We start from the raw sequence: 26089 nt of genomic DNA on the forward strand, positions 1-26089 counted from the left end.
GGTATCCGGGCGCGCGGCGGCGCGGGCGGCTCAGGGCGCCGACAGCTCCGTCGGGCACCCGGTCCCCCGGGGAATGCTGTACGGGGCCGCCACGTGGTAGGTGCCCGGCTTCGGCGCGAGGAGTTCGGTCCACTCGTCGCCCGACGCGTTCGGCTGGGCCTTGCGCAGACAGCCGTTCGGGTTGGTGTACTCCTTCGGGCCGTGGCCGCGGAGCTTGGACTCCGGGGTCTCCTGCGGCGGCACCACACCGTCGCCCTTGGCGTCGACGAGCTTCAGCCACGGCGAGTACGGGATGCGGATCAGGATCGTGCCCGGCGCGCGCACGTCGACCGTGACCTCGCCCTCGCCGGCGTGCTTGACCGTGGCGGGCGGGTCCGCGAGCGGGGTCGGGTCGTCGACCGCGAACAGACGCCAGTGCTCGTTCGACCACACCTGCTTCAGGTAGGGCAGGCCCTGCTGGATCAGCTTGCCCTCCTGCACCGCGCCGTTGCGGTCGGCCGGGCCCAGCGGCAGCACCACGTACCGCACCGCCCAGCGGTTCAGCCAGGCGTGGTAGTTGTCCGCGTTCAGGGTGTCGTCGTAGAACAGCGGGTTGCGCTGCATGTCCGCCTGCCGGTTCCAGCCACGGGCGAGGTTGACGTACGGGGTGAACGCCGAGGCCTCGCGGTGGCTGGAGGCGGGCACCACTTCGACCCGCCCGGTCGCGGCGTCGCGCCCCTGCAGCTGGTCGACCAGGGGCGCCAGATCGCGGGCCCAGGTCGCCGCGGGCGCGGTGTGCACGATGTCGTCCACCGACTTGAAGCCGATCCACCCGTTGAGCCCGACGAAGGCGAGCAGCACCGCGTACCACTTGCGGGACTTCGGCACCGTGTACGGCAGCGCGGCCAGGAGCAGCACCCCGGCGAACAGCATCGCGAGCCGGGTGATGTTGGAGCCGATCTGCGAGTTGATCGCAAAGCAGAGCACCACCCCGATCCCGTACACCAGCGTGGCCGTGCGGACGGTCCGCCAGTCCTTCGGGACGAGGAAGAAGATGAGGACCGCGAACAGGAGCGGCCCCGAGGTGGTGGCGAGCGACATCGGCTGCGTGCCCGAGAACGGGAACAGCCACGCCGACAGGGCCACCACCACGACCGGCGGCAGGCCGATCGCGTACGCGCCCGGGCGGCGCTTGTTGAGGAACAGGGCGGCCGCGACGATGCCGAGGAACAGTCCGGCGACCGGGCTGCTCGCGGTGGCGAGGGCGGCGCAGGGCGCGGCCACGGCGGCCTTCGGCCAGCGGTTCTCGCGCTTGTTGTGCGGCCAGCAGAACACCGCGGCCACCGCGCCGAGCGCGAACATCGTGCCGAGCCCGAAGGTCACCCGGCCCGACATGGCGTTGCACAGGAAGGCGAAGAGCGCGGCGAAGGAGCAGGCCAGCGGATTGCGGACGGCCTTCACGCGCACCAGGATCAGCGCGGTGAGCCCGGCCGACACGGTCCCGGCGATCATCATCGTCGTCCGGACGCCGAGCACCGACATCAGATACGGCGACACCACGCTGTACGAGACCGGGTGCATCCCGCCGTACCAGGCCAGGTTGTACGCGGACTCCGGGTTGCGGCCGACGAACTCGGTCCAGGCGTCCTGCGCCGCGAGGTCGCCGCCGCTGTTGGCGAAGAGGAAGAACCAGAGGATGTGGGTGACGGCCGCGGCGATCGTCACGAACGCGACGGGATGCCGCCTCGGCCACGACTCCGGCCCGAGCCCTATTCGCGAAAGCCGGGACTTCCCGGCGGACCCGGACCCGGACCCGGATCCGGACCCGGATGCGGGCGCGGATCCGGGGGTGCCGCCGGTGTCCGGCGGGTTGCCGGTGTCCGGCTGGGCCCCGGTGGGGTTCGTACGCGTACGCGCGCTGGTCGTGCTCGTACTCGCGGTGCTGTCGGCGCGGGTGGGCGTCGGCTCAGCGGTGGTCACTGCGGCTCTCCCGCCTCACGCTGTCTCACCTGTCATGCGCGACCATGTGCGACTGCACACGGTCCGCGCGGGGGCCGTCCGGGCGGCCCGTACTTCTGCGTCCGGAGGTCTCTCCGGAAATTCTGCCCCGATTCCAAGGACGCCGTCCCCGCGTCCCCAGTTGCCCGAAGCTAGCACGGGGGCGCCCCGCAGGTCGGGGCGCCCTCGACGCGCTCGGGGCGGTCAGCCCAGTCGGGTGAGCTTGTCGCCCACGCCCGGCTCGGCCATCGCGCTCTTCAGCTGGACCGGCGCGGTCACCTTGCCGTTGCCGGTGCCGATGGACAGCTCGCCGACGATGTCGCCCGCCTTCGCGGTGTGCGGGACGGGCTTGTCGCCGCTGCCCAGCGTGACGTCGACCTTCAGGCCCGGCCAGCCGACCGCCTTCAAGTCCTTGGTGGCGACGACCGGGGTCCTGCCGCCCAGGCCGTCGTCCACGTACCCGACGACATCGCCTTTCTTGACGACGGTCGCCGACGTGACGGCGTTCTGCACGGCCTTGATCAGCGTGTAGCTGCTGTTGATCGCGGACTTCAGCTTGTTGTCGAGGGTGGTGCCGGTGCGCTGGCCCATGACCACGCCGTAGATCCGCTGGTTCTTGCCGTCGACGACCGTGTCGGCCGCCCACAGCAGGTTGCCGCCGGCCGGCGTCGAGGAGCCCGTCTTGATGCCGCTGACACCCGGCTTGAGCAGGATCGTGTTGTTGTTGTAGATCATCGAGTCGATGCCCGGGATCTTGATCTGGGGCGTGTTGACGATGCCGCGGAACACGTCGTTCTGCATGACCGCCTGGGCCAGCTTGAGCTGGTCGGCCGGCGTGGAGACCGTGGTCTCCTTCAGACCGCTCGGGTCGGTGTACGTCGTGTTGGTCATGCCGAGCGACTTGGCGGCGTCGTTCATCTTCGCGATGAACGCCTCCTCGCTGCCCGCGTCCCAGCGGGCCAGCAGCCGGGCCGCGTTGTTGCCGGACGGGATCATCAGGAGTTCGAGCATCTGCTTCTCGGTGAACTGCTGGTCCTTGCGGATCGGCGCCGTCGACTCGTCGGGCTTCTTCGCGTCGTCCTCGGCCTGCTGGTCGACCGTGATCTTGTCGCCCTCCTGCTTCCCGCTGATCGGGTGGCCCTTGAGGATCACGTACGCCGTCATCGTCTTGGCCACGCTCGCCAGCGGCGCGGGCTTCTGCTCCCCGTGCGTGCCGAGGCTGCCGACGCCGTCCACGGCGACCGCGGACTGGCCCTCGGCGGGCCACGGCAGGTCCAGCGCGCCGCCGTCGAAGGAGTACGTCGCCTTCGAGGTGAGGGCCAGCTTCGGGTCGGGCAGCGGGCGCATGATCTGTACGACCGCAAAGACGACCAGGAGCAGCAGGACCAGCGGGGTCCAGATCTTGAAGCGCCGCACCGTGGAGCGGACCGCGGTCTGCGCCGGGGGCGGGGTGTTCGTCAGCTCGGCGAGGAGGTCGAGCGGGGGCTTCGGCGGCAGCGGCTGCTGCCGGGTCCGCTCGGCCCGGTCGGGCACGGGCGGGGTGGCTCCGGAAGCGGGAGCCGCGCCGAAGCCGACGGACGGCGGCGGGGTCACCTTGGGCGCCGCCGGCCGTCTGGCAGGGGCCTCGGGCTTCTTGGTCCCCGTCCCCGCGTCGTCCGACCGCAGCGGCACGAACTGGCTGGTCCGCTCGGCGGCCCGCTCGGCCTCGGGCTCCCGCTGGGGTGCGGGCAGCTTGAGCATGGCCGTCGGCTGGTCGACGGCCGGAGCCTTCGGAGCCTTGAAGACGGCGGTGGGCTGATCGATCCCCGCGCCCGCCTCGGCCGCCTTCGGCTTGCCCGCCTCGGCAGCCTCGGAGGCCTTGGCCTGCTCGGGTGCCTTGACGTCATCGGACGCCTTGGCGGCCTCGGGTGCCTTGACGTCATCGGACGCCTTGGCGGCCTTGGCTGCCTCGGGCTGGGGCTCGCGCTCGGCGGGGCTCGGCTTCGCAGCCGCAGCCGCAGCGGGCGTCTCGGGCTCGGCGTCCTTGACGGGGGCGCCCGCGTCCGACTTGGCGGAGCCCTCCGTGGAATCGCTCACCTCATCGGTGCCGGGCGCGACGGCGGTCTCGGCCGAGGCGGGCACGGCCTTGTCCGACCCGGCGGACTTCGCCGGCTCGGCGGGGCTCGCGGACCCGGCGGACTTCGCCGGCTCGGCGGGCTTCGCGGACCCGGCGGACTTCGCGGGCTTCGCCGGCTCGGCGGCACCCTCAGCCTCGGCCTCGGCATCCGCCCCCGTACCGGCACCCGCGTCCGCGTCCGCGTCCACGGCGACAGCGTTGTCCGAACTCGGCTCCTCCGACGGGGAGTCCGCCTCCTGGTCGACCCACGCGGCGACCGCCGCGCGGAGCCGGGAGTCGCCGTCCTCCTGGCGCGGGGCCCGGAAGACCGCGGTCGCCTGGTCCACGGAACCGGACCCGGAACCGTTCGCCGCCCGAGCCGCGTCCTCCCCCTTGCCGGACGCACCGGACGACCCGGACGAGCGGGACGACCCGGACGATCCGGAGGACCCCGTACCGGACTCGCCGGCAGGGGACGGGGAGTGGGAGCCCGCGATGCGCGGATCGCGTTCGCTCGTAGTCGTCTCCCCCGACGACTGCTGCTGCTCCGACTTGTCGGGGGACTCGCCCGCCACCGATGCCTCCTCCAGACGCCGGGTGGCGTCATCCGAAACTGTCCGAACCATGTACCAGTGTCCCGTGTGCCGGGTAGGACCCCCCGGCTAGACGAGAACGACATACCTGTCGGTTCCCGTACGAACCGCCCAGGCGCTCTCGACAGATGAATGTGAGAGGGGTCACCCTGTCATTCATCCACGCGGGGAGGCATGGATGGGCAGGAGCCGCAGAACTATTCCGGAAGAGCTGTTGCTGCTCGCTCTGGACCCGGCCACGGGTACCACAGCGCAGCCGCAGTCGCTCGACCTCGGCCTGGCCGGAGCCCAGCTAGTGGAGCTGGCTCTGGCAGGACGGATAGCCCCAGACGGGGATCGTATCGCCGTGGTGATGGCACGGCCGACAGGAGATCCGACCTTGGACTCCGCACTGGAACTGCTGCGCAGGCGCGGCAGCCCGGTACGGGCGGTCCACTGGATCGGCGGACCCCGCCTCGGGCTCCGCCAGATTTACCTCGCGCACCTGGAGCGCTGCGGCATGGTCCATGCCGTGTCGGGCCAGATGTGCGGGGTGCTGCCGACGACTCGCTACCAAGCGACGGAGACGGCGATCAGCCGGGACATCAGGGCCCGGCTGGACAGTGCGATCCGCACCGGCGTACCGCCGGACCCGCGGACCGCGGCGCTTGCCGCGCTGGCCCACGCAGTCGGGCTCGGCAAGCACCTCTACCCCGGCAACGAGGGGCGGTCATCGCGCTCCCGGCTAAGGGACCTGATCAGGCACGACCCCATGGGCGGTCTCGTCGCGCACGCCGTGATGGACGTCCAGAACGGTGTGGCCGCTCAGCCGCGCCGCAACGGCCAGGGCGGCACCGCCGCGCCGGACCCCGGGAGCCGCCACGCGGCGGCGGCCGGCGTCCCGATGCAACCGCATCACGGGGTGATGGCCAGGGCCGTGGCTCACCACTAGCAGCACCGGCACCGGACACCACCGGCACCAGCAGTCGTACCACCGCCGCACCGACGTCCCCATGACCCGGTTCGGGAGCCGCACCAGGAACGCGCGGGGCTGTCCCAACAGCCCCGCGCGTTCGCGTAGTCGCTGTGTGTGGCCGTTTTCCAGCGCGTGCCGGGATGTTGGTGGCAGTCTGCTGAGCAGAAGAACAGAAGAGCCGTGAGCCGGAGGTGCGTTACCCGTGGCGTCCAACGTCAATCCCACCGTCAGGCGGCGCCGACTGGGCCAGGAGCTGCGCAGACTCCGCGAGCTGAAGGGCATGACGGCCGAAGAGGTCGCCGAGCGCCTGCTGGTCTCCCAGTCGAAGATCAGCCGCCTGGAGAACGGCCGCCGCTCGATCAGCCAGCGCGATGTGCGCGACCTGTGCGGGGTCTACGAGGTCGAGGACCACCGGATCGTCGACTCGCTGATGCAAATGGCCAAGGACTCGCGCCAGCAGGGCTGGTGGCACGCCTTCGGCGACATCCCGTACAGCGTCTACATCGGCCTGGAGACGGACGCGGCGAGCCTGCGCGTCTACGATCCGCAGGTCGTGCCCGGGCTGCTCCAGACCCGGCAGTACGCGGAGTCCCTCATCGCGGGGGCGCTTCCGGAGACCGCCCCGACCGACGTCGAGAAGCGGGTAAACGTCCGGCTGCGACGGCAGGAGCGGGTGAAGGCGGCGGAGAACCCGCTGCGCCTGTGGGTGGTCATCGACGAGGCGGCACTGCGCCGCAGGGTCGGCGACAAACAGCTGATGATCGACCAGCTGGAATTCCTCATCGAACAGTCCCAACTCCCGCACGTCACCGTGCAGGTGCTGCCGTTCAGCATGGGCGCGCATCCGGGAATCAACGGCCAGTACGCGATTCTGGAATTTCCGGACGCCTCGGACTCCAGTGTCGTCTACATCGAGGGCGTCACCAGCGACCTCTACCTGGAGAAGGCCAATGATGTCCAGAAATACAGCGTGATGTACGAGCACTTGCGGGCGCAGGCGCTGAATGTGGACCAGACCCGGGAATTCATTACGAAGGTCGCCAAGGAATACGCCGACGGCACGGCCGGCTGACCGAAGCGCGGCACGGTACACCCCGCGCGTACCGCGATGGAAGACCCAACCGGAATATGCCATCCGGTCGAGTGAATGGCCGCCGCACACTACGGAACCTGCGAGTAGCGTCGATCACGTCAACGAAGACCGTTGGACGAGAACGACCAACTGGCAAGAACCGGAGCGATCATGGCCATTCTTCAGGGCGCCACGGACACTTGGACCAAGTCCTCGTACTCCACCGGAAACGGCGCATGTGTCGAAGTCAAGTCTCCCGAGACGCACGCCATCGCCGTGCGGGACTCCAAAGTCACCGCGGGCCCCTCGATCTCCTTCGCCCCCGGCGCGTGGAACGCGTTCGTGGCCGAGGTGACCCGGGACGCCCTCAGCTGACCACCACCGCAGCCATCGTGATACCCGCCTTACCGACAAGAGCCCTCTCGACTGGTCCGCCGTCCCGGCCGAGGGGGCTCGGCCATGTCCGGCACCGGATCCGCTAGCGGAGTTCGTCCACATAGCGGTCGGTGCCCGGCACGGTGGGGATGAACGGCGCCGCCAACTCCAGCCTCCCCAGACCGGTTTCGGCGATCGCGGCATCGAGCCCGGTGAAGTGGTCCGCCCAGACCTCGCGCGGGTCCCGCTCCAGGAACCAGAGCAGCGTGAGCCGGGTGCCGACGCCCTCGACCTGCTTCACGTACGTCATGCGGTCGCCCGGCAGCGGCGTCGGCCGGAACACCGTCACCATCGCGGCGGGGCCCCCGGAAAGGCGCCGGGGCAGCTCGCGCGAGCGCAGCCACTCCAGCAACTCCGGCCGGGAGCCGGGACTTTCGGCGTCGATGACCTGGAGGACCAGGCCCGCGTAGGGGTGGTCCAGGGCGTGGTAGTCGCGGGGCCCAGCGGCGCCGTCGCGGTAGACGGTCGCCTCGTGGTCCTGGAACGCGGTGAACACGTGGGTGCGGTCCTGGTAGACGCGGCCGTCGCGGTTGAGACGCCTGTTGATGCCGACGGTCCACTTCATGTGCTCGTCGTAGCGCCCGTCGGTGATCCAGTACGTCGACAGGTAGCAGCCCGCGCCCACCGGCTGGGCGATCGCGGACTTCTCCGGGTAGCGCAGCTCCTGGAGTTCGCGGGTGGCGACCCAGCGGCGCCCGGCGTACATCCAGGGCATGGCCATCGCGCCGGCGTAGTAGTGATCGTCCTCGTACCAGCGGTTGTAGGCGTACTCGTGTCCCGGGTGCGGCTCCACCATGGTGATCAGCGCGTGCCCCGGGCGCACCCCGTAGGGCCCCACCGACGCCAGCTCCGCGTAGGCCTCGGGCCGTGTGTCCTCCGTCATGCCGCATCCCTTCCCTCCACCACCGGACGGACTTACTCTGACGCCCCGTCAGAAGTTGCGCCAGAGCCGGGAGGCGACCGGATGTTGCTGAGTGGGAAGACCGTCATCGTGTCCGGGGTCGGGGCCGGGCTCGGGCACCAGGTCGCCGCGGCCGTCGTGCGCGACGGGGGCAACGCGGTGCTCGGCGCGCGCACCGCGGCCAACCTCGCGAAGTCCGCGGCCGAGATCGACCCGGACGGGGCCCGTACCGCGCATCTGCCGACCGACATCACCGACGAGTCCCAGTGCCAGGCCCTGGCCGCGCTCGCCGTGGAGCGCTTCGGGGGGATCGACGCGGTCGTCCATGTCGCCGCCTGGGACAGCTACTTCGGCGGTCTGCGGGACGCGGACTTCGCCACCTGGCAGCAGGTCATCGACGTGAACCTGCTCGGCACCCTGCGCATGACCCGGGCCTGCCTGCCGGCGCTCAAGGCGCGCGGCGGCTCCGTGGTCGTCATCGGTACGCAGTCGTCGGTGGCGGCGCCCTCCCAGGTGTGGCAGGCGGCGTACGCGGCGTCCAAGGGGGCGCTCACCTCCGCGATGTACTCCATGGCGCGCGAGCTCGGCCCCGACCGGATCCGCGTCAACACGGTGCTCCCGGGCTGGATGTGGGGCCCGCCGGTGCAGGCGTACGTCCAGTTCACCGCGCACACCGAGGGCGTGCCGGAGGAGGAGGTGCTCGGCAGGCTCACCGAGCGGATGGCGCTGCCGGAGCTGGCCACGGACGGCGATGTGGCCGACGCCGTGGTCTTCCTGGCATCGGACCGGGCCCGCGCGATCACGGGCCAGTCGCTCCTGGTGAACGCCGGAGAGCTGATGCGGTGAGGACCGCGGACATCAACTGACGGATGGACAGGGGCAGTTGGCTACCTGCCTTTCTCGGCCGCACGGGACCCGCATCCCGTGCGGCCGTTCGCGTCTGTACGCGCCGGGGTGGGCGGAGTCCGACGAAGTGCCCGCTCATCGTGTGGCCCCCGTCACGCGCACGACAACACCCCCATGAGTAAAGGCGAAGCAAAATCGTTCGACTTGATGACCCTCGTTCATATTCATGACCGCTAGACGCCTTGACCATCCCCTCCGACAAGGGGTTCAATCCCCCAAGTCCCGCTCCCGCACGGGGCCCCGCCGAACCGGGCGTACTGACGAAGCGCATCCGAGTTCCTTGACGTCGTTCAGTCGACGTTCACAAGGCGGACCCCTGGGAGGGGGCACATGAACAGTCTCGACTGGGCCGTGCTCATCGGCTACTTCGGCGTGATGGTCGCGATCGGCATCTGGTCCCACAAGCGGGTCGACAACGTCTCCGACTTCTTCACCGCCGGCGGCAGGATGCCGTGGTGGCTGTCCGGCATCTCGCACCACATGTCGGGCTACAGCGCGGTGATGTTCACCGGCTACGCGGGCATCGCCTACCAGTACGGCGTCACCTCCTTCGTGACCTGGTCCTTCCCCATAGCCGTCGGCATCGGCATCGGCGCCAGGCTCTTCGCGCCCCGGCTCAACCGGCTGCGCTCCAAGCTCCTGGTGGCCTCCCCGCTCGAATACCTCAAGAACCGCTACAACGTCTCCACCCAACAGGCCCTCGCCTGGTCCGGCCTGCTGTTGAAGATCGTGGACGTGGGCGCGAAATGGGCCGCCATCGCGACCCTGCTGTCGGTGTTCACCGGCATCACGATCACCCAGGGCATCCTCATCACGGGCTGCATCACCGCCGTGTACTGCACGGTCGGCGGCCTGTGGGCGGACGCGCTCACCGAACTCGGCCAGTTCATCATCCAGTTGTTCGCCGGACTCGCGATGCTGATCGCCGTCATGGGCAAGCTGGACGGCATCTCCACGCTGTGGACGGTGTGGGACAAGCTGCCCAGCGGACACGCCCACGCCACCGCGGGCCCGTACACCGTCACGTTCCTGATGGCGTTCCTGTTCATCAAGACCTTCGAGTACAACGGCGGCATGTGGAACCAGGCCCAGCGCTACATGGCCACCGACTCCGCGCGCTCGGCGACCCGTTCGGCCTGGCTGTCCGCCGCCCTGTGGGCGGTGTGGCCCACCGTGCTCTTCTTCCCGATGTGGTGCGCGCCGCTGCTCGTGCACGCCAAGAAGCCCGACGGGTCCGACAGTTACGCCCTGATGACCGAGACGTTGCTGCCGCACGGCATGCTCGGCCTGGTCGTCGTCGGCTTCTTCTCGCACACCATGGCCATGTGCTCATCGGACGCCAACGCCATCTCGGCCGTCTTCACCCGGGACATCATGCCGGTCCTGTCGAAGTCGGCGCGGGCCTGGAACTCGCGCGCGGGGCTGGTCGCCGCGCGTCTGTCGACGCTCGTCTTCCTCGGCCTGTCGATGGCGGTCGCCACCCAGGTCAGCTCGCCCGCGTTCAAGGACATCATCACCGTGGTGATCAAATGGGTGGCCGGGCTCATGGGGCCGATCGCGATCCCGTTCATGCTCGGCATGCTCAGGCCGTTCCGCAGGTCCGGTCCGACGGCGGCGCTCACCAGCTGGGCGGCCGGGCTGCTCGCGTTCTTCTTCGTGAACTACAACGTGGACGGCTCGCAGAAGACGGACGTCGCCCTCCAGTGGCAGGTGTCGGTGCCGCTGGCGATCTCGCTCGTCCTGTTCGTCGTGATCGGTCTCCTCAAGCCGGAGGACACCCCGGAGCGGGACGCGCTGCTCGCCCGCGTCAACTCCGATGACGACGGCCCGGGTTCGGGTCAGCCGACGATGCCGGCGTCTTCCGCCGAGCCGGAGCCCTCGTCGGCGCCGCGCGCCGGGTAGGCCTCGTCGCGGTGCGGGCCCCAGCGCTCGTAGTCGCCCTGCTCGTCGCGCTGCGGCGGGCAGTGCTGGCCGTCGGCGTCCTCCCGCTCGTCCATCACCATGTCGTCGACGGCCTGCTGGGCGTCCCGGGCGTCGTAGGGCGGGAGTTCGTCGGCGCGCGCGGCGGGATCGGTGAAGGCGGGCTCGTCCTCGGTCTGGACGTACTGGGAGCTGTCGGCGTCGTCGGCGGGGGCCGCGGTGGAGGAGCCGGCGCCGGGGCCGAGCAGCGCGAGGGCGACCAGCGGAGCCGTGAACCAGCGGGCCGCCAGGGGGCGGCGGCCGCACCTGGTGCGGGCGGAGGGAAGCGGGGTCATGACGACGACACTGGCGAACCCCCTCGCGTGCGCGCGAGGGACACGCGGCATTTGAGCCAATCCTTCGTCCTTACGAGTGGTTTCAGCCCCTCGGGTAGCGCAGCAGCCAGCCCGCCGTGTTGACGGCGGGACCGTGCAGCGCGGGGCCCTGGGTCATCTCCATCGCGAAGTCGTCCGCGAGTTCGAGCAGCGTCGAGCGGCCTTCGAGCTGGGCCAGCCAGGCGGGCGGCAGCGCGGTCTCGCCGTGCATCGCCCCGAGCAGGCTCCCGCAGACGGTGCCGGTGGCGTCCGAAGGACCGTCGTGGTTGACCGAGAGCAGCAGCCCGTGCCGGATGTCCTCGCCGACCAGGGCGCAGTACACGCCGATCGCGAGGGCCTCCGGCGCGCTGTGACCGGTGCCGAGGGTCGCGACCAGGGCGGGGCTCGGCATGCCCTGGCGTACCGCGCCCAGGGCGTGCTGGAGCGCCTCGGTGACCCGCTGGTGGCCGGGGCGCACGGCGAGCTGGGCCAGGGTCCGCTGGACGGCGCCGTCCATGGACTCGCCTCGGGCGAGCCCGTGCACGATGACGGCGAGGGCGCCCGCCGAGAGGTAGGCCGCCGGGTCGCCGTGGGTCTGGGCCGCGCACTCCACGGCGAGCTGGAGCACCAACTGCGGCTCCCAGCCCACCAGAAGACCGAACGGCGCGGAGCGGGTGAGCGCGGCGGGGTCGTCGGCGTTGGGGTTCTTCGGCTGTTCCAGGGTGCCCATGATGTCGTCGCCGAGCCCCACCAGACAGGCCTTGGCCGGGTCGCGGCGGGCGTAGAGCCACTCCTCGCGGGCCAGCCAGCCGTTGTCCTCGCGGCGTTCGTCGGGCCCCCAGTCGCGCTGGGTCGCGGCCCAGCGCAGATGCGCCCGGTGCACATCGGTGGGCGGGTGCCAGGCGCCGGTGTCGCGGCGGACCTGGGCGCGTATGAGGCCGTCGACGGTGAACAGGGTCAGCTGCGTGGCCGCGCTCACGGCGCCCGGTCTGCCGTACGCGGGCACGAGGTCGCCCAGCGCGTCCACGCCGTACCGCTCGCGGATCTCGCTCAGCGCGAGGGCGGCGACGCCCGCGCCCAGCGTGTCGCCGATCGCCCCGCCCAGCAGACAACCCCGGACCCGGCTGCGGAAGTCCTGCTGTTCGGCGCGACCCCAGACGGGTGCGGTGGCTCCGGCTGCTGCGCTCATGCGGCAGCACGGTACCTGAACGGATGCGCCCGTTTAAGAGGGCGAATTGACCGGCCCGGTACGAAGGCGGATCACTCTCCGGACGCGGGCCGGGGCGGGGGCGGGCCGGCCGGCCGGGCGGGGCCGCTCTCGTCGGCCGGCAGCGGGCCGCGCGGAATGCCCTGCGCCCCGCTCGCCCGGGCGGCCAGCGCGAGGTCGTCGAGGGCGGCCCGCTCGCGCCCCGCTGCCCGGTGCAGCCGGGCCCGCTGCTCGTACGCCCACCGGTAGCCCGGCACCAGCGTCACCGCGCGGTCCAGGTCGGCCAGGGCCTCGGTGCGCCGGCCCAGCTCCGCGAGCGCCACCGCCCGGCTGCCCAGGGCCCACGCATAGCCGGGGTCGAGCGCGAGGGCCCGCCCGTAGGCGGCGACGGCCTCTTCGTAGCGGGCCGCGAACCGGTAGACGTCGCCGCGCTCGCCCAGCACCCACGCCCACGACGGCGAGAGCCGTTCGGCCCGGTCGAGGTCGGCGAGCGCGCCCTCGGTGTCCCCCAGCTGCCCCCGCACATGGGCCCTGCGCACCAGCGCCCAGCCGTAGTCGGGGTCGATGAGCAGCGCCCGGTCGAAGTCCTCCAACGCCTCGGCTGGACGGCTGAGTTGGGCCCGCGCCTGGCCGCGGCTGCCCAGCGTGAGCGCGTCGGCGGGGTCGAGCGCGAGGGCCCGGCCGAGCTCGGTGACGGCGTCCTCGTAGCGGCCCGCGCGCCGGTGGGTCTCGCCGCGCTCGCGGGGCGCGCGGGCGCGGCCCGGCTCCAGCGCTTCGAGCCGGTCGAGGTCGGCGAGGGCCGCCGCCCAGTCGCCGACGGCCCGGTGCGCCACGGCCCGGCCGTGATGGGCGTCGGCGCTGGACGCGTTCAGGGTGAGGGCCCGGCAGTAGTCGGCGAGCGACTCCTCGTACGCCTCGGTCCTGAAGTGGCCCCAGGCGCGGGCGATGTGCACGGCGACCCGGTCCTGATCGCCCAGTTCGGGCCGGGCCAGCATCATGCCGAGCACGTCGACGCCGTGCCCGCGCCCGGTGGCGAGCGCCGCGAGGCAGGCCGCTCCCCACTTGCGCAGGGCCTCGCGGTTGCCGTCCTCGCCGGCCTCGGCGATCGCCCGCGCCCAGCGCCGGGCGGTGACCGTGCCCTGACGGCAGGCCTCGACGCCGTCGCGCAGCACGTCCCCGAACGCGCCCGTCGGGTCGGCGCACAGCCGGTGGTAGAGCTCCTCGAGACGCGGCTCGCGCCAGGCCTCGTCCCGCCAGCGCCCGCAGGAGGGCCCCTCGGCGGCGGCCCGCTCGCGCCCGTACCAGGCGGCGAGCCGCTCGTGCCCGGCCCGCCAGCGCTGCGGGGACGAGGTGCGCTGGAGGCGCTGCATCGGGGCGCGGACGACCTCGTGGTACTTGATCCGGCCGCCCTGGTCCCGGACGAACGGCAGGGACCGCAGCCAGTCGAAGAGCCCGGCCGCGTCCCCGGTGACGGCCGCCTGGAAGACGTCCTCGTCGAGGCGGCGCGGCAGCGCCCCTTCGAGCGCGGCGGAGCGGCGCACCGGGTCGGGCTCCCACTTCAGGAACCGCTCCACCGCCGTGGCGCTGGGGTCGCCGATGTCGCCCGGGGTCGCGGGGCTGCTGCCGGCGAGGGTGCTGACGAGTACCGGCAGGCGCCCGGAGAGGCGCAGCACATCGCGGACGACCTCCTCCTCCAAAATGCCTTTCATGGCGAGGAGTTGGCGCGCCTCGGCCTCGGTGAAGGGTTCGAGGGGGAGGTCGGTGGCGTAGTCCGCGGCGGCCGGCCAGCCCAGCGGGTCGGGGCGGCCCTGGCCGGACAGGGTGAGGACGGTGTTGGCGGGAAGGCCGCCGTAGCGGTCGGTGGTGACCAGATCGCGCAGCCAGCCGTCGAGGAAGGCGCCGGTGCGCTCGTAGGTGTCGAAGAAAAGCGCCACCCACGGCACCCGCTCGGCCACCCTGCCGAGCTCCTCGACGAACACGGGGGTGAGCACGCGCAGCGGGTCGAGGACGAGCTGTACGTCCTCCTGGCGGCCGAGCCGCGCGCTGAGCGTGGCCCTCAACCGCTCGGCTCCCTCGGCGAGTTGGGCCGGGTCGACGGTGGTCGCGAGCACTCCGACTCCGGGCAGGAGGCCGATCCCGGCGAGGCCCGCCTGCGCGGCGACGACCGCCCCGGCCGAGGGCCCCGCGTCGGCTCCGGCGCCTCCCGCGGCCGCGGCCTCGGCCTCGTAGCGGCGCTGGCGATACGTGGCCAGAATGCGATCGAGTGCTTTCAGCGGCCACCCCTGCCGGGCGAACCGCGCGCTGATCGCGCCCAGCACCTCGGGGACGCCGTCCACGCTCTCGTCGGTGCAGGCGGTCAGCGCCCCGCGCTCGATGGCTGCCTGCTCCAGTTCACGGACCAGGAACGTCTTGCCGACGCCCGCGTTGCCGTGCACCCGGAACACGAAGCGGTGCCGCTCGTCGTCGACGGGAATGTCGAAGTTCCGCCGGTAGACGGCCAGTTCGTCCCGACGGCCCACGAACCCGGCGCGTTTGCGCCGACGGATGAGTTCCTGCATCGAAGGCCGCACGTCTCTCACCCTTCCCCCCACTCGCGCCGGCCGAGGCCGCGACGCTCCCCACCCCGACCCTATCGGGCGGCGCCGGAGTCCACCTGTCCGAAACCGGCCTGCTCCGTGCCGCCCGGCCGGATGGTCAGTCCCCCAACACCGGCAGGAGTTCGGGGAGATGGCCGTCCGAGGTGTGGGCGGCCGAGACCCGCTCCTGCGGCACCTCGCCGTACAGGGTGGTGCGCGGCCGCGACGGGCGGCCCGCCGCCTCCGCGATGGCGACCAGGTCCTTGATGGAACGGTACGAGCCGTAACTGGAGCCCGCCATACGGGAGATGGTCTCCTCCATCAGGGTGCCGCCCAGGTCGTTGGCGCCCGAGCGCAGCATCTCGGCCGCGCCCTCCTGGCCCAGCTTCACCCAGCTGGTCTGGATGTTGGGGATGTGCGGGTGCAGGAGCAGGCGGGCCATGGCCGTCACCGCCCGGTTGTCGCGCGCCGTCGGGCCCGGGCGCGCGATGCCCGCCAGATACACGGGGGCGTTGGTGTGGATGAACGGCAGCGTGACGAACTCGGTGAACCCGCCCGTCTCCTGCTGGATGCGGGCCAGGGTGCGGAAGTGGCCCAGCCAGTGGCGGGGCTGGTCGACATGCCCGTACATCATCGTGGAGGAGGAACGGATGCCCAGCTCGTGGGCGGTCTTCACCACCTCGATCCAGGTGGCGGTGGGCAGCTTGCCCTTGGTGAGGATCCAGCGGACCTCGTCGTCCAGGATCTCCGCCGCCGTGCCGGGGATCGAGTCCAGGCCCGCTGCCTTCGCCTCGGTCAGCCACTCGCGGATCGACATCCCGGTGCGGGTCGCGCCGTTGACGACCTCCATCGGCGAGAACGCGTGGACGTGCATGCCGGGGACGCGCTCCTTGACCGCGCGCGCGATGTCGAAGTAGGCGGTGCCGGGCAGGTCGGGGTGGATGCCGCCCTGCATGCAGACCTCGACCGCCCCGACGTTCCAGGCCTGTTCGGCCCGGTCGGCGACCTGCGACAGCGAGAGGGTGTACGCGTCCGCGTCCGTGCGGCGCTGCGCGAAGGCGCAGAAGCGGCAGCCGGTGTAGCAGACGTTGGTGAAGTTGATGTTCCGCGTGACGATGTACGTCACGTCGTCGCCCACCACCGACCTGCGCACGTCGTCCGCGATCCGGCACAGAGCGTCAAGGGCCTCGCCGTCGGCGTGCAGCAGCGCGAGCGCCTCGTCGTCGCTCAGCTTCGTCGGGTCGTCGGCGGCGACCGAGAGCGCCTGGCGTACGTCCGCGTCGATGCGCGAGGGCACCATGCCCGGGGCCGCCGCCTCGCGCAGCGCCGACCAGTCGCCGTACACGGAGTCGAAGTCCTCGCGGCGGTCGCCGGTGCGGCCCTCGGTGTCGATGGTGCGGTGCAGATCGGTGCGGCCACTGGCGCTGAAGCCCTCGTCGGGCTCCTGCCAGGGGAGGCCGCGCACCTCGGCGCTCTCGTTCGCCAGGCCCGTCTCCGGGTCGGCGAGCGCGCGCACGTGCGGCAGCAGCCGGGGGTCGAGCCAGGGCTCGCCGCGCTGGACGAACTCCGGGTAGATGCACAGGCGTTCACGCAGCGAGAACCCGGCCGCGCCGGACTTCTCGGCGAGCTCGTCGATGCGCGGCCAGGGCCGCTCGGGGTTGACGTGGTCGATGGTGACCGGCGAGACGCCGCCCCAGTCGTCGATGCCCGCCCCGATCAGCCGGCCGTACTCGCCCGCGACCAGGTTGGGCGGCGCCTGGAGGCAGGCGGAGGGGCCCATGATGTGCCGGGCCACCGCGACCGTGGCCACCAGGTCGTCGAGTTCGGCGTCGGGCATGCCGCGCATCGCCGTGTCCGGCTTGGCGCGGAAGTTCTGGATGATCAGTTCCTGGATGCCGTGGTACGAGCGCGCCACCCGGCGCAGCGCGAACAGCGAGTCCGCGCGCTCCTCGTACGTCTCGCCGATGCCGATGAGCAGCCCGCTGGTGAACGGCACCGACGAGCGGCCCGCGTCCTCCAACACCCGCAGCCGCACGGCCGGTTCCTTGTCCGGGGAGCCGTAGTGCGGGCCGCCCGGCTCGGACCACAGGCGGGTCGCGGTCGTCTCCAGCATCATGCCCATGGAGGGCGCGACGGGCTTGAGCCGCTGGAAGTCGGTCCACGAGAGCACCCCGGGGTTGAGGTGCGGAAGCAGGCCCGTCTCCTCCAGGATGCGGATCGCCATGGCGCGTACGTACGCGATCGTGTCGTCGTAGCCGTGCGCGTCGAGCCACTCGCGCGCCTCGGGCCAGCGGTCCTCGGGCTTGTCGCCGAGGGTGATCAGGGCTTCCTTGCAGCCCAGTTCGGCACCCTTGCGCGCGATGTCGAGCACCTCGTCGGGGGACATGAACATGCCGTGCCCGGCCCGGCGCAGCTTGCCGGGCACGGTGACGAAGGTGCAGTAGTGGCACTTGTCCCGGCACAGCCGGGTGAGCGGGACGAACACGCTCTTGGAGTACGTGATGACGCCCGGCCGGCCCGCTGCCGCGAGGCCCGCGTCGCGCACCCGGGCGGCGGACGCGGTGAGGTCGTCGAGGTCGGCGCCACGGGCCTGGAGCAGCACGGCCGCCTCGGCGACGTCGAGGGCAACGCCGTCCCTGGCGCGTTTCAGTGCGCGCCGCATCGAGTTGGCGGTCGGTGCGGCGGCGGGCCGGTGGGCCGCGTCCGGTCCTTCTGCCTGCGGGGGCTGCGCGCTGGAAGTCATCCTCCGAGGATACGAGCGCGTCCTCGTCGCGGGGCGCCCGGCGTCACGCCCACCACTTCGGCACCACCAAGGGCGCGTTTCCGGCCGATCCCTGCGAAAGCACCCCAATACGCAGCGCGTTCACCTCGATACTGGGAGTCGCTCCGGGCCCGAGCGGCGACACCCGTGCAAGTCGACGAAGTGGGATGGGACCGACGTGACTTCAAAGGGAACGCGACCGGACGCCGTACCGGACGCCGTGGTCAGCCTCTACCCGGAACTGGACGAAGGGGCGCTCGCACAGGTCGTGCAGGCGCTGCGCACCGGCGACACCTCGCGGCTCTCCCCCGCGCGGGCGGCCGAGGTCGCCGAGGCGCGCGAGGCCGCGACCTTCCGGGACGGGGTGAAGGTGCCGGTCGGCGAAGGCGTGGAGCTGGACGGCGCGTTATGGCTGCACAACGGCGAGGGACCGCACCCGCTGATCGTGATGCCCTCGCCGTGGGCGAAGCAGGGCTGGACCCTCTACGCCGTGCAGGCCCTGCGCTTCGCGCGCCGGGGCTACCACGTACTGGCCTACACCGCGCGGGGCTTCGGCGAGTCCGGCGGAGAGGTCGAGGTCGCCGGTGAGGCGGACATCCGCGACGGCATCAAGGCGCTCGACTACCTCATCGAGCAGACCGACGGCGCGATCGGCCGGGTCGGTTTCCTCGGCGACTCCTACGGCTCCGGCATCAGCCAGCTGGTCGCCGCCGAGGACCCCCGGGTGCGGGCCGTGGTCGCGCTCAGCACGTGGGGCGATCTGGGCGAGGCGTTCTACGAGAACAACACCCGGCACGTGGCCGCCGTGCGCACGCTGCTCGGGGCCGCCGCGACGGCCCGGCTCAGCGAGCGCACCCAGCAGGCCTTCGACGACGTCCTGGCCAACGAGAACGTCCCCGAGACGCTGCGGTGGGCGGCCGAGCGCTCGCCGTTCCACCGTGCCGAGAAGCTCAACGGCCGCCAAGTACCGGTGCTCTTCTCGCAGGCCTGGCACGAGACGCTGTTCCCGGGCAACCAGACGCTGAAGATGTTCAACGCGCTGAGCGGCCCCAAGCGGCTGCTGTGGTCGATCGGCGACCACTCGGGCCCCGAGATGACCGGCATCCTGGGCCTGCCCAACCGGATCTGGCAGGAGGCGCACCGCTGGTTCGACCAGTACCTCCTCGAAGCGGACGACGACGAGACCGCGGCGGCCGCCTTCGAGGACGAGTCGGGCCCCGAGGACCAGGTGGTCAGCGAGATCATGTGGGGCCGGGCCCTGGAGTCCCGGCCGACCTGGCACGCGGCCACCGGCACCCCCGAGCGCTTCTATCTCACCGGCCCCGCCGAGGGCGGCAAGGACGGCGGCCTCCTGGACAAGCCCACCAACGGCTGGCACACCACGTTCAGCACCGGCACCGACACCCCGGCCACGGTCGCCGACCAGATCCTGCTCACCGGCTACGCCGAACTGGCCGGGCTCCCCAAGCCGTACCGCACCGGGAAGATCGACCGGAACGCGGCCGGGGTGTGGACGAGCGCGCCGCTGCCCTCGCGCCACCAACTGCGCGGTGTACCACGGCTGCGGGTGACGATCGCGCCGAGCGAGGCGGACTCCACGTTCGTGGCGTACCTCTTCGACGTCAACGCGCTCGGGATCGCCCGCATCATCACGCACGCCCCGTACACCGTGCTGGGCGCCGCTCCGAAGGAGCCGGCCACCGTGGACATCGCGCTCCAGGTCACGGGGTACGACGTGAAGGCCGGGCACCGCCTGATGCTGGTCCTGGACTCGGTGGACCCGTTCTACGGACCGGGCGCCGAGACCCCCGGCACTATCACGGTCACCTCGCCCGACGAGGACCCCTCGTATCTGGAGGTCCCGCTGAGCTGAGCCACGGGTGGGGGCGGCCCCGCGCCTTCGGGCCGCCCCTGCCGTCGCCCCCGGGTGTACCGGCTCGCCTACAGGTACCGGGCGTACTCGTCGAGCGCCTTGAGCACCGACGTCTCGTCGGCGGACGGCAGCTGGAGCACGACCTCCTCGATGCCGAGGCTCGCGTAGTGCGCCAGCTTGCCGGCCTCCGGCAGGACCGCGTACGGGACGACCTGGAGGTCGCCCTCCGCCCGCCCGGCGTCCGCCCACACCTGCCGCAGCACGGGCAGCGACTCGCTCAGGCCGCGCCCGCCGATGGGCAGCCAGCCGTCCGCGTACTCGGCGATCCCGGCGAACAGCTTCGGCCCCGCGGCCCCGCCGACCAGGGTGCGCGGCGCCCCGCCCCGGTGCGGCTTGGGGTAGGCGTGCGAGGCCTTGACCGACCCGAACTCGCCCTCGTAGGCGGTCGGTTCGTCCGCCCACAGGGCGCGCATGAGCGCCATCCGGTCCCGGACCAGGTCGCGCCGGGTCGTCCAGCGGACACCGTGGTCGGCGGCCTCCTCCTTGTTCCAGCCGAAGCCGAGCCCGAGCGTGAAGCGCCCGCCGGACAGGTGGTCGAGGGTGGCGATCTGCTTGGCGAGGTCGATCGGGTCGTGCTGGGCGACCAGCGTGATCCCGGTGCCCAGAAGCAGGTTCTCGGTGACCGCCGAGGCCTGGCCGAGCGCCACGAACGGGTCGAGGGTGCGCCCGTACTCCGCGGGCAGCTCGCCGCCCGCCGGGTAGGGGGTGGCCCGCTCCACAGGGATGTGGGTGTGCTCGGGCAGGTAGAGCCCGGCGAAGCCGCGCTCCTCCAGCTCGCGGGCGAGGCGGACGGGGGTGACCGTCTGGTCGGTCAGGAAGATGGTGACGGCGATGCGCATCGGCATACCTTCCGGTCGGTCTGCGGTGGGGATCACTTCTTATCCTCGGTGCCGCGAGGCCGCAAGGGCCGCCCGACGGCCGTGTCTCCGCCCCGCGTGAATCGGACACGGGCCCTCAACTCCCGGACTCCCCCCGTTCACGCGCGGGTACGACAGTGGGCAGGCACCCGGCAGGGGGCGAGCGCCCCCTCCCGTCCCTCTCGACCCGTTGGGAGCTCAGCCCATGACCGAGAACGGATCCGGATCCATCGGCAGACGAGGACTCATCGCGACGGGCGCGGCCACCGCGCTCACCCTGGGAACCGTGAGCTTCGCGAACGCGGCGCCGGGCGGCGGGGCGGGCGCCGGCCGTCCCGACGAGACCCGGGTGGTGCGCGGCACGCTGCCGCACGGCGCCCCCGACTTCGTGTACCTGCCGGTCGAAGTTCCTTCCGGAGTAAGCGAGTTGGCCGTTTCGTACACGTACGAGAAGCCTCCGGTCCCGGCCGGCACGCCGGGCAACGCGCTCGACATCGGCATCTTCGACCAGCGGGGCACGGCCCTCGGCGGGGCCGGGTTCCGGGGCTGGTCGGGCGGGGCGCGCAGCGCGTTCTTCATCCGCGCCGACGACGCCACCCCCGGCTATCTGCGCGGCCCCGTGCGCGCCGGGACCTGGCACATCGCGCTCGGCCCGTACACGGTGGCCCCGCAGGGCCTGCCGTACACCGTGACGGTCACCCTGAAGTACGGCGAGCCCGGCACGACCCCGGCACCGGTCTACCCGCCCACCCGGGCCAGGGGCCGGGGCCGGGCCTGGTACCGGGGCGACTGCCATCTGCACTCGGTCCACTCGGACGGCGGGCGCACCCCCGCCGAGATCGCGGCGCTCGCGCGCGCGGCGGGCCTGGACTTCATCAACACCTCGGAGCACAACACGACTTCGGGCCACCGGGCCTGGCAGGGCCTGTGGGGCGACGACCTGCTGATCATGACGGGCGAGGAGATCACCACCCGCAACGGCCACGTGGTCGCCCTCGGCACCGACCCCGGCCACTTCATCGACTGGCGCTACCGGGCCCGGGACAACCGTTTCGGCCACTTCGCGCGCGAGGCCCGCGCGGCGGGCGGCCTGGTCGTCCCGGCCCACCCGCACGCCACCTGCGTCGGCTGCGGCTGGAAGTTCGGCTTCGGCGACGCGGACGCGGTGGAGGTGTGGAACGGCCCCTACACCCCCGACGACGAGGTCACCCTCCAGGAGTGGGACAACTCCCTTGTCGCAGCGGCCCGTTCGGGCCGACCGTGGCTCCCGGCGATGGGCAACAGCGACGCCCACCGCGACCCGGACCGCGTCGGCGGCCCGCAGACGGTGGTGCTGGCCGACGACCTCTCCCGCGCGGCGATCCAGGCGGGCCTGAAGGCGGGCCACTCGTACGTGGCGGAGTCGGCCGCGGTGTCGCTCTCGTTCTCGGTCTCCGGCGGCCACGGCCAGCACGCCGGCATCGGCGAACGCCTGCGGGCCCGCGCCGGCGAGCCGGTGACGGCCCGCCTGGAGGTGACCGGCGCCCCCGGCTGCTCGGTGTCCTTCGTCACGGACCAGGGGACCCTGTACACGACCCAGCTCCCCGCCTCCGGCACCGGCACCGCCCAGTGGGAGACCACCGTCTCGTACGCGGCCTACGTCCGCGCCGAGGTCCGGCACGCCCCCGTGACCCCGGGCCTGCCGGGCCCTCTGACGGCGTTCACGAACCCGGTGTTCCTGGTGGAGCCGTAGCTGGCCGGGGCTCCGCCGCCGGGCGCGCGGCCGTCCCGCATGGCCGCTTTCGTACGCCGGGGTCCCATTTGCAACCGAACGGCCCGCCCGGCACGGTAGAGGCATGATCTTCATCGCCGTCAGGTTCACCGTCCGCCCCGAGCACGCCGACAACTGGCTCACCATCGTCGACGACTTCACCCGCGCCACCCGCGCCGAGCCGGGCAACCTGTTCTACGACTGGTCGCGGAGCGTGGACGACCCCAACCAGTACACCCTGCTCGAAGCCTTCGCCGACGACGCCGCGGGGGCGGCGCACGTCGACTCCGACCACTTCCGCGCCGGGATGGAGTCGATGGCCGGTGCCATCGCCGCCACCCCGGACATCATCAACGTGCAGGTGCCGGGACAGGGCTGGAACAAGATGGCCGAGCTCCAGCCCAAGTAGCGCCCGGGAAGCGGCTAGCCGGGCCAGACGATCGACTGGAGCTCGCTGTACGCGTGCAGCGCGTACGAGCCCACGTCGCGGCCCACCCCGCTCTTCTTGAAGCCGCCGAACGGCGCCTCCATGTTGCGGCCGATCGTGTTCACGCCGACCCCGCCCGCGCGCAGCCGCCGCGCGACGCGGAAGGCGCGGGCCACGTCCCCGGACCACACGTAGTCGAGCAGGCCGTACTCGCTGTCGTTGGCCAGCGCGACGCCCTCCTCCTCGTCGTCGAAGGGGATCACCACGACGACCGGGCCGAAGATCTCCTCGCGAGCCACCCGCATGTCGTTGGTGCAGTCCGCGAGGAGGGTGGGGGCCACATAGAAACCTCGGTCCAGTGGTGGGCGTTCGCCGCCCGCCACGACCGTGGCGCCCTCCTTGCGACCCAACTCCACATAGGACTCCACCCGGTCCCGGTGCGCGGCCGAGATCACCGGCCCGACCACGGTGTCCCGTGCGGCCGGATCGCCGACCTTCAGATGTCCCGCGTACCCCTTGAGCTTCTCGACCAGCCGGTCGTGCACGCCCCGCTGCACCAGGACCCGGGTCGGGGCGGTGCAGATCTGGCCGCTGTAGAAGGAGAAGGTGGTGCCGATGCCCTGGACCGCCGAGTCGAGGTCGGCGTCGTCGAAGACGAGGGCCGCGCCCTTGCCGCCCAGCTCCATCAGCTGCCGCTTCATGTGGCGCCCGCACACCTCGGCGATGCGCTGCCCCACGGCGGTGGAGCCGGTGAAGGACACCATGTCGACGTCCGGGGAGTCGACGGCGGCCTCCCCCACGGCGGGCGCGGACCCGGTGACCACGTTCACCACCCCGCGCGGCACCCCCGCCTCCGCCAGCGCCTCAGCCATCCGGAACACCGACAGCGGGTCCTGCGGGGCCGGCTTCACCACGACCGTGTTGCCCATGGCGAGCGCGGGCGCGACCTTGCCCGCCGGGTTGGCCCAGGGGTTGTTGTACGAGGTGACGCAGGTGACCACCCCCACCGGCTGGCGCACCGCGAGCGCCCCGAACACCCCGGCCCTGCCCATCGGCCCCGCCTCGTTGACCTGCGGCACGAGCGCCTGCTCCACCGGTTCGAGCGCGCCCTTCGCGTAGCGCCGGAACCGCGAGACGCCCACCGCGACCTGCATGCCGCGAGCGGTGCCGGTGGTGGCCCCGGTCTCGGCGCGGGCCAGCTCGGCGTTGGCGACGAAGTCGCGCTGCATGAGGTCGGCGGCGCGGTCCAGGATCGCGGCCCGCTCCTCGGGGCGCGTACGCGACCACGGCCCGAAGGCCTCCCGCGCGGCGGCGGCCGCCTGGTGGACCTGCTCCCGGCTCGCCTCGGGCGCGAGCCCGACGACCTCCTCGGCGGCGGGATCCAGCACGGGGTAGTGCCCCCCGTCCGGCGCGACCCACTCCCCGCCGATGAACAACTTGCCTTCAGAGACGCTCACTTGGTGCTCACCGTCCTGGTGTCACGGCCCGAACGCAGCACCGTGCCGGGCACGGCCCCCGTCACCCGGTCGTCGCGGAGCGTCTCGACGCCGTTGACCCGGACGGAGACGACGCCGATCGCCTTGGAGTCGAGCCGGGGGCTGTCCCCGGGCAGGTCGTGCACGAGGGTGGCGGGCCCGGCCTCGATGCGCTCGGGGTCGAAGAGGACGAGATCGGCGTGGAAGCCCTCCTCGACCCGGCCGCGCTCCCTGAGCCCGAACAGCCGGGCGGGGTCGTCGGTGAGCATCTGCACGGCCCGCTCCAGAGGGACGAGCTTGCGGCCGCGCAGGCAGTCCCCGAGGAACCGCGTGGTGTACGGGGCGCCGCACATCCGGTCGAGGTGCGCCCCCGCGTCGGACCCGCCGAGCAGCACGTCCTCGTGCTCCCAGGTCTCGCGCCGCAGCGCCCAGGTGGCGGGGTCGTTGTCGGTGGGCATGGGCCAAAGGACGGTGCGCAAGCGGTCGTTGGCGCAGATCTCGACGAGACAGTGGAAGGCGTCGACCCCGCGCTCGGCGGCGATGTCCTGGACCACGCGCCCGGACAGCCCCTCGTTCTCGGGGCTGTAGGTGTCGCCGATGACGTACCGCCCGAAGTTGGCGAGGCGGCGGAAGATGCCGGCCTCCTTGCTGTCGGCGCGGCGCAGCATCTCCGCCCGCACGTCCGCGTCGCGCAGCTTGTCGATGCGCTCGGGGACGGGCAGGGCGAGGATCTCGCCCCAGCCGGGGATGAGGTTGAGGGCGCAGAAGGTGCCGAGCGACATGTTCATGGGCGTGAGGATCGGCATGGTCAGGGCGACGATGCGGCCACCGGCCTTGCGCGCGCGCTCACTTGGGATCAGCTGGCGCGGTACGCGTTCGGGTACGGCGGCGTCGATGGTGAGGACGTTCCAGTTGAGCGGGCGTCCGGCGGCGGCGCTCATCTCGACGAGCAGGTCGATCTCCTCGTCCGCGAACTGGTCGAGGCACCCGGCGACGATGGCTTCCAGCTGGGTCCCCTCGTGCTCACCGACCGCCCGGCTCAAGGCGAGCAGTTCGGCGGGCGTGGCGTGCCGCGAGGCGACGGGCTTCCCGTCACCGTCGGAGTGGGTGGAGGACTGGGTGGTGGACAGGCCCCAGGCCCCGGCGTCCATGGCGTCGTGGAGCAGCGCGAGCATGGCGTCCAGCTGCGCGGGGCTGGGCTGCCCGCCGACGGCGTCCGGGCCCATGACGTGCCGGCGCAGGGCGCAGTGGCCGACCATGAACCCGGCGTTGACGGCGATGCGCCCGTCGAGCGAGCGCAGGTACTCGTCGAAGGTGGACCAGCCCCAACTCACCCCGTCCTCAAGGGCTTTGAGCGACATGCCCTCCACCTTGGACATCATGCGGCGGGTGTAGTCGGCGTCCTCGGGGCGCTCGGGGTTGAGCGGGGCGAGGGTGAATCCGCAGTTGCCGCCGGCGACGGTGGTGACGCCGTGGTTCATGGACGGCGTGGCGTACGGGTCCCAGAAGAGCTGGGCGTCGTAGTGGGTGTGCGGGTCGACGAACCCGGGGGCGAGTACGAGGCCGGTCGCGTCCTCGCTGCTCGTGGCCTCCTCGGTGACGGCGCCGGGGGCCGCGATGACGGCGATCCGGCCGCCCCGGATCCCGACGTCGGCGCGGCGGGCCGGGGCGCCGGTTCCGTCCACGAGGGTGGCGCCCTTGATCAGGTGGTCGAGCATGGGTTCCCTTTCTCGGTGGGTCCTGCCCCGGGGTGCGTACGGGGTCCGCCCCCGGCCGGGGGTCGGCCGCGAATGGCCTCCGGCGGGGGGCGGTAACGAGGCGGCGGTCCGGGAAGACACCGCCCCGCGTCTACACGGGCCCACCCCCCGGGGCTACGCCCCGGGCCCCCTGGTTCGG

The 26089-nt window shown here is 72.2% G+C and carries 18 protein-coding genes; 8 read left to right on the forward strand and 10 right to left on the reverse strand.

Annotated elements, in window-relative coordinates; all coding sequences use genetic code 11:
* Window positions 1-30: 30 nt before the first annotated feature.
* Entirely contained in the window at window positions 31-1959 is a 1929-nt protein-coding gene (locus tag ACFYZA_RS16555) for an MFS transporter (RefSeq protein ID WP_388491079.1), read from the reverse strand.
* A gap of 222 nt (window positions 1960-2181) precedes the next feature.
* Window positions 2182-4698: a serine hydrolase gene (locus ACFYZA_RS16560; RefSeq protein WP_388491082.1), complete on the reverse strand. Its 2517-nt coding sequence runs from the start codon at window positions 4696-4698 to the stop codon at window positions 2182-2184.
* A gap of 145 nt (window positions 4699-4843) precedes the next feature.
* On the opposite strand from ACFYZA_RS16560, the gene ACFYZA_RS16565 reads away from it, so the two are divergent.
* From ACFYZA_RS16565 to ACFYZA_RS16575, 3 genes are all read left to right on the forward strand, one after another.
* Window positions 4844-5596, forward strand: a complete 753-nt coding sequence (locus ACFYZA_RS16565; protein ID WP_382581806.1) for a GPP34 family phosphoprotein — start codon at window positions 4844-4846, stop codon at window positions 5594-5596.
* A gap of 226 nt (window positions 5597-5822) precedes the next feature.
* On the forward strand, window positions 5823-6692 hold the full coding sequence (locus ACFYZA_RS16570; protein WP_382581809.1) for a helix-turn-helix domain-containing protein: 870 nt from the start codon (window positions 5823-5825) through the stop codon (window positions 6690-6692).
* Between the two features lie 171 nt (window positions 6693-6863).
* Window positions 6864-7067, forward strand: a complete 204-nt coding sequence (locus tag ACFYZA_RS16575; RefSeq protein ID WP_382581812.1) for a DUF397 domain-containing protein — start codon at window positions 6864-6866, stop codon at window positions 7065-7067.
* 103 nt (window positions 7068-7170) lie between these two features.
* On the opposite strand, the gene ACFYZA_RS16580 is transcribed toward ACFYZA_RS16575, so the two are convergent.
* Window positions 7171-8010 (reverse strand): hypothetical protein, encoded by an 840-nt coding sequence (locus ACFYZA_RS16580; protein ID WP_382581815.1) that lies wholly within the window; start codon window positions 8008-8010, stop codon window positions 7171-7173.
* Between the two features lie 81 nt (window positions 8011-8091).
* Between ACFYZA_RS16580 and ACFYZA_RS16585 the strand changes: the two genes are divergently transcribed.
* A complete protein-coding gene (locus ACFYZA_RS16585; RefSeq protein WP_388491086.1) occupies window positions 8092-8874 on the forward strand; it encodes an SDR family oxidoreductase in 783 nt (260 codons plus the stop codon).
* A 390-nt stretch (window positions 8875-9264) separates the two neighbouring features.
* A complete protein-coding gene (locus ACFYZA_RS16590; protein WP_382581821.1) occupies window positions 9265-10836 on the forward strand; it encodes a sodium:solute symporter family protein in 1572 nt (523 codons plus the stop codon).
* Here the strand turns inward: ACFYZA_RS16590 and ACFYZA_RS16595 are convergent.
* The 4 genes from ACFYZA_RS16595 to ACFYZA_RS16610 form a co-directional block, all read right to left on the reverse strand.
* The gene (locus ACFYZA_RS16595) at window positions 10773-11189 is read right to left on the reverse strand and encodes a hypothetical protein (protein WP_382581823.1); all 417 of its coding nucleotides are present in this window, start codon (window positions 11187-11189) and stop codon (window positions 10773-10775) included. The two genes, ACFYZA_RS16590 and ACFYZA_RS16595, sit on opposite strands and share 64 nt — an antisense overlap.
* Window positions 11190-11271: 82 nt before the next feature.
* Window positions 11272-12396: an ADP-ribosylglycohydrolase family protein gene (locus tag ACFYZA_RS16600; protein WP_382581826.1), complete on the reverse strand. Its 1125-nt coding sequence runs from the start codon at window positions 12394-12396 to the stop codon at window positions 11272-11274.
* Window positions 12397-12467: 71 nt separating this feature from the next.
* Window positions 12468-14972, reverse strand: a complete 2505-nt coding sequence (locus tag ACFYZA_RS16605; RefSeq protein ID WP_388491532.1) for a tetratricopeptide repeat protein — start codon at window positions 14970-14972, stop codon at window positions 12468-12470.
* Between the two features lie 136 nt (window positions 14973-15108).
* The gene (locus tag ACFYZA_RS16610) at window positions 15109-17733 is read right to left on the reverse strand and encodes a bifunctional FO biosynthesis protein CofGH (RefSeq protein ID WP_382581829.1); all 2625 of its coding nucleotides are present in this window, start codon (window positions 17731-17733) and stop codon (window positions 15109-15111) included.
* A 196-nt stretch (window positions 17734-17929) separates the two neighbouring features.
* Here ACFYZA_RS16610 and ACFYZA_RS16615 point away from each other — a divergent pair, with 196 nt between their 5' ends.
* The gene (locus ACFYZA_RS16615) at window positions 17930-19624 is read left to right on the forward strand and encodes a CocE/NonD family hydrolase (RefSeq protein WP_382581832.1); all 1695 of its coding nucleotides are present in this window, start codon (window positions 17930-17932) and stop codon (window positions 19622-19624) included.
* Between the two features lie 68 nt (window positions 19625-19692).
* Here ACFYZA_RS16615 and ACFYZA_RS16620 read toward each other — a convergent pair whose 3' ends face one another.
* Window positions 19693-20523, reverse strand: a complete 831-nt coding sequence (locus tag ACFYZA_RS16620) for a TIGR03619 family F420-dependent LLM class oxidoreductase (protein WP_382581835.1) — start codon at window positions 20521-20523, stop codon at window positions 19693-19695.
* A 223-nt stretch (window positions 20524-20746) separates the two neighbouring features.
* Here ACFYZA_RS16620 and ACFYZA_RS16625 point away from each other — a divergent pair, with 223 nt between their 5' ends.
* Window positions 20747-22273: a CehA/McbA family metallohydrolase gene (locus ACFYZA_RS16625; RefSeq protein ID WP_388491090.1), complete on the forward strand. Its 1527-nt coding sequence runs from the start codon at window positions 20747-20749 to the stop codon at window positions 22271-22273.
* 103 nt (window positions 22274-22376) lie between these two features.
* Window positions 22377-22700: a putative quinol monooxygenase gene (locus ACFYZA_RS16630; RefSeq protein ID WP_382581841.1), complete on the forward strand. Its 324-nt coding sequence runs from the start codon at window positions 22377-22379 to the stop codon at window positions 22698-22700.
* A gap of 14 nt (window positions 22701-22714) precedes the next feature.
* On the opposite strand, the gene ACFYZA_RS16635 is transcribed toward ACFYZA_RS16630, so the two are convergent.
* Window positions 22715-24175, reverse strand: coding sequence for an aldehyde dehydrogenase family protein (locus tag ACFYZA_RS16635; RefSeq protein WP_388491093.1), 1461 nt, complete (start codon window positions 24173-24175; stop codon window positions 22715-22717).
* Window positions 24172-25911: an amidohydrolase family protein gene (locus tag ACFYZA_RS16640; protein WP_382581847.1), complete on the reverse strand. Its 1740-nt coding sequence runs from the start codon at window positions 25909-25911 to the stop codon at window positions 24172-24174. Before ACFYZA_RS16640 ends, ACFYZA_RS16635 begins: the two co-directional genes overlap by 4 nt.
* Between the last annotated feature and the right edge of the window lie 178 nt (window positions 25912-26089).

This window comes from Streptomyces sp. NPDC001828 (assembly GCF_042892175.1).
Taxonomy (GTDB): Bacteria; Actinomycetota; Actinomycetes; order Streptomycetales; family Streptomycetaceae; genus Streptomyces.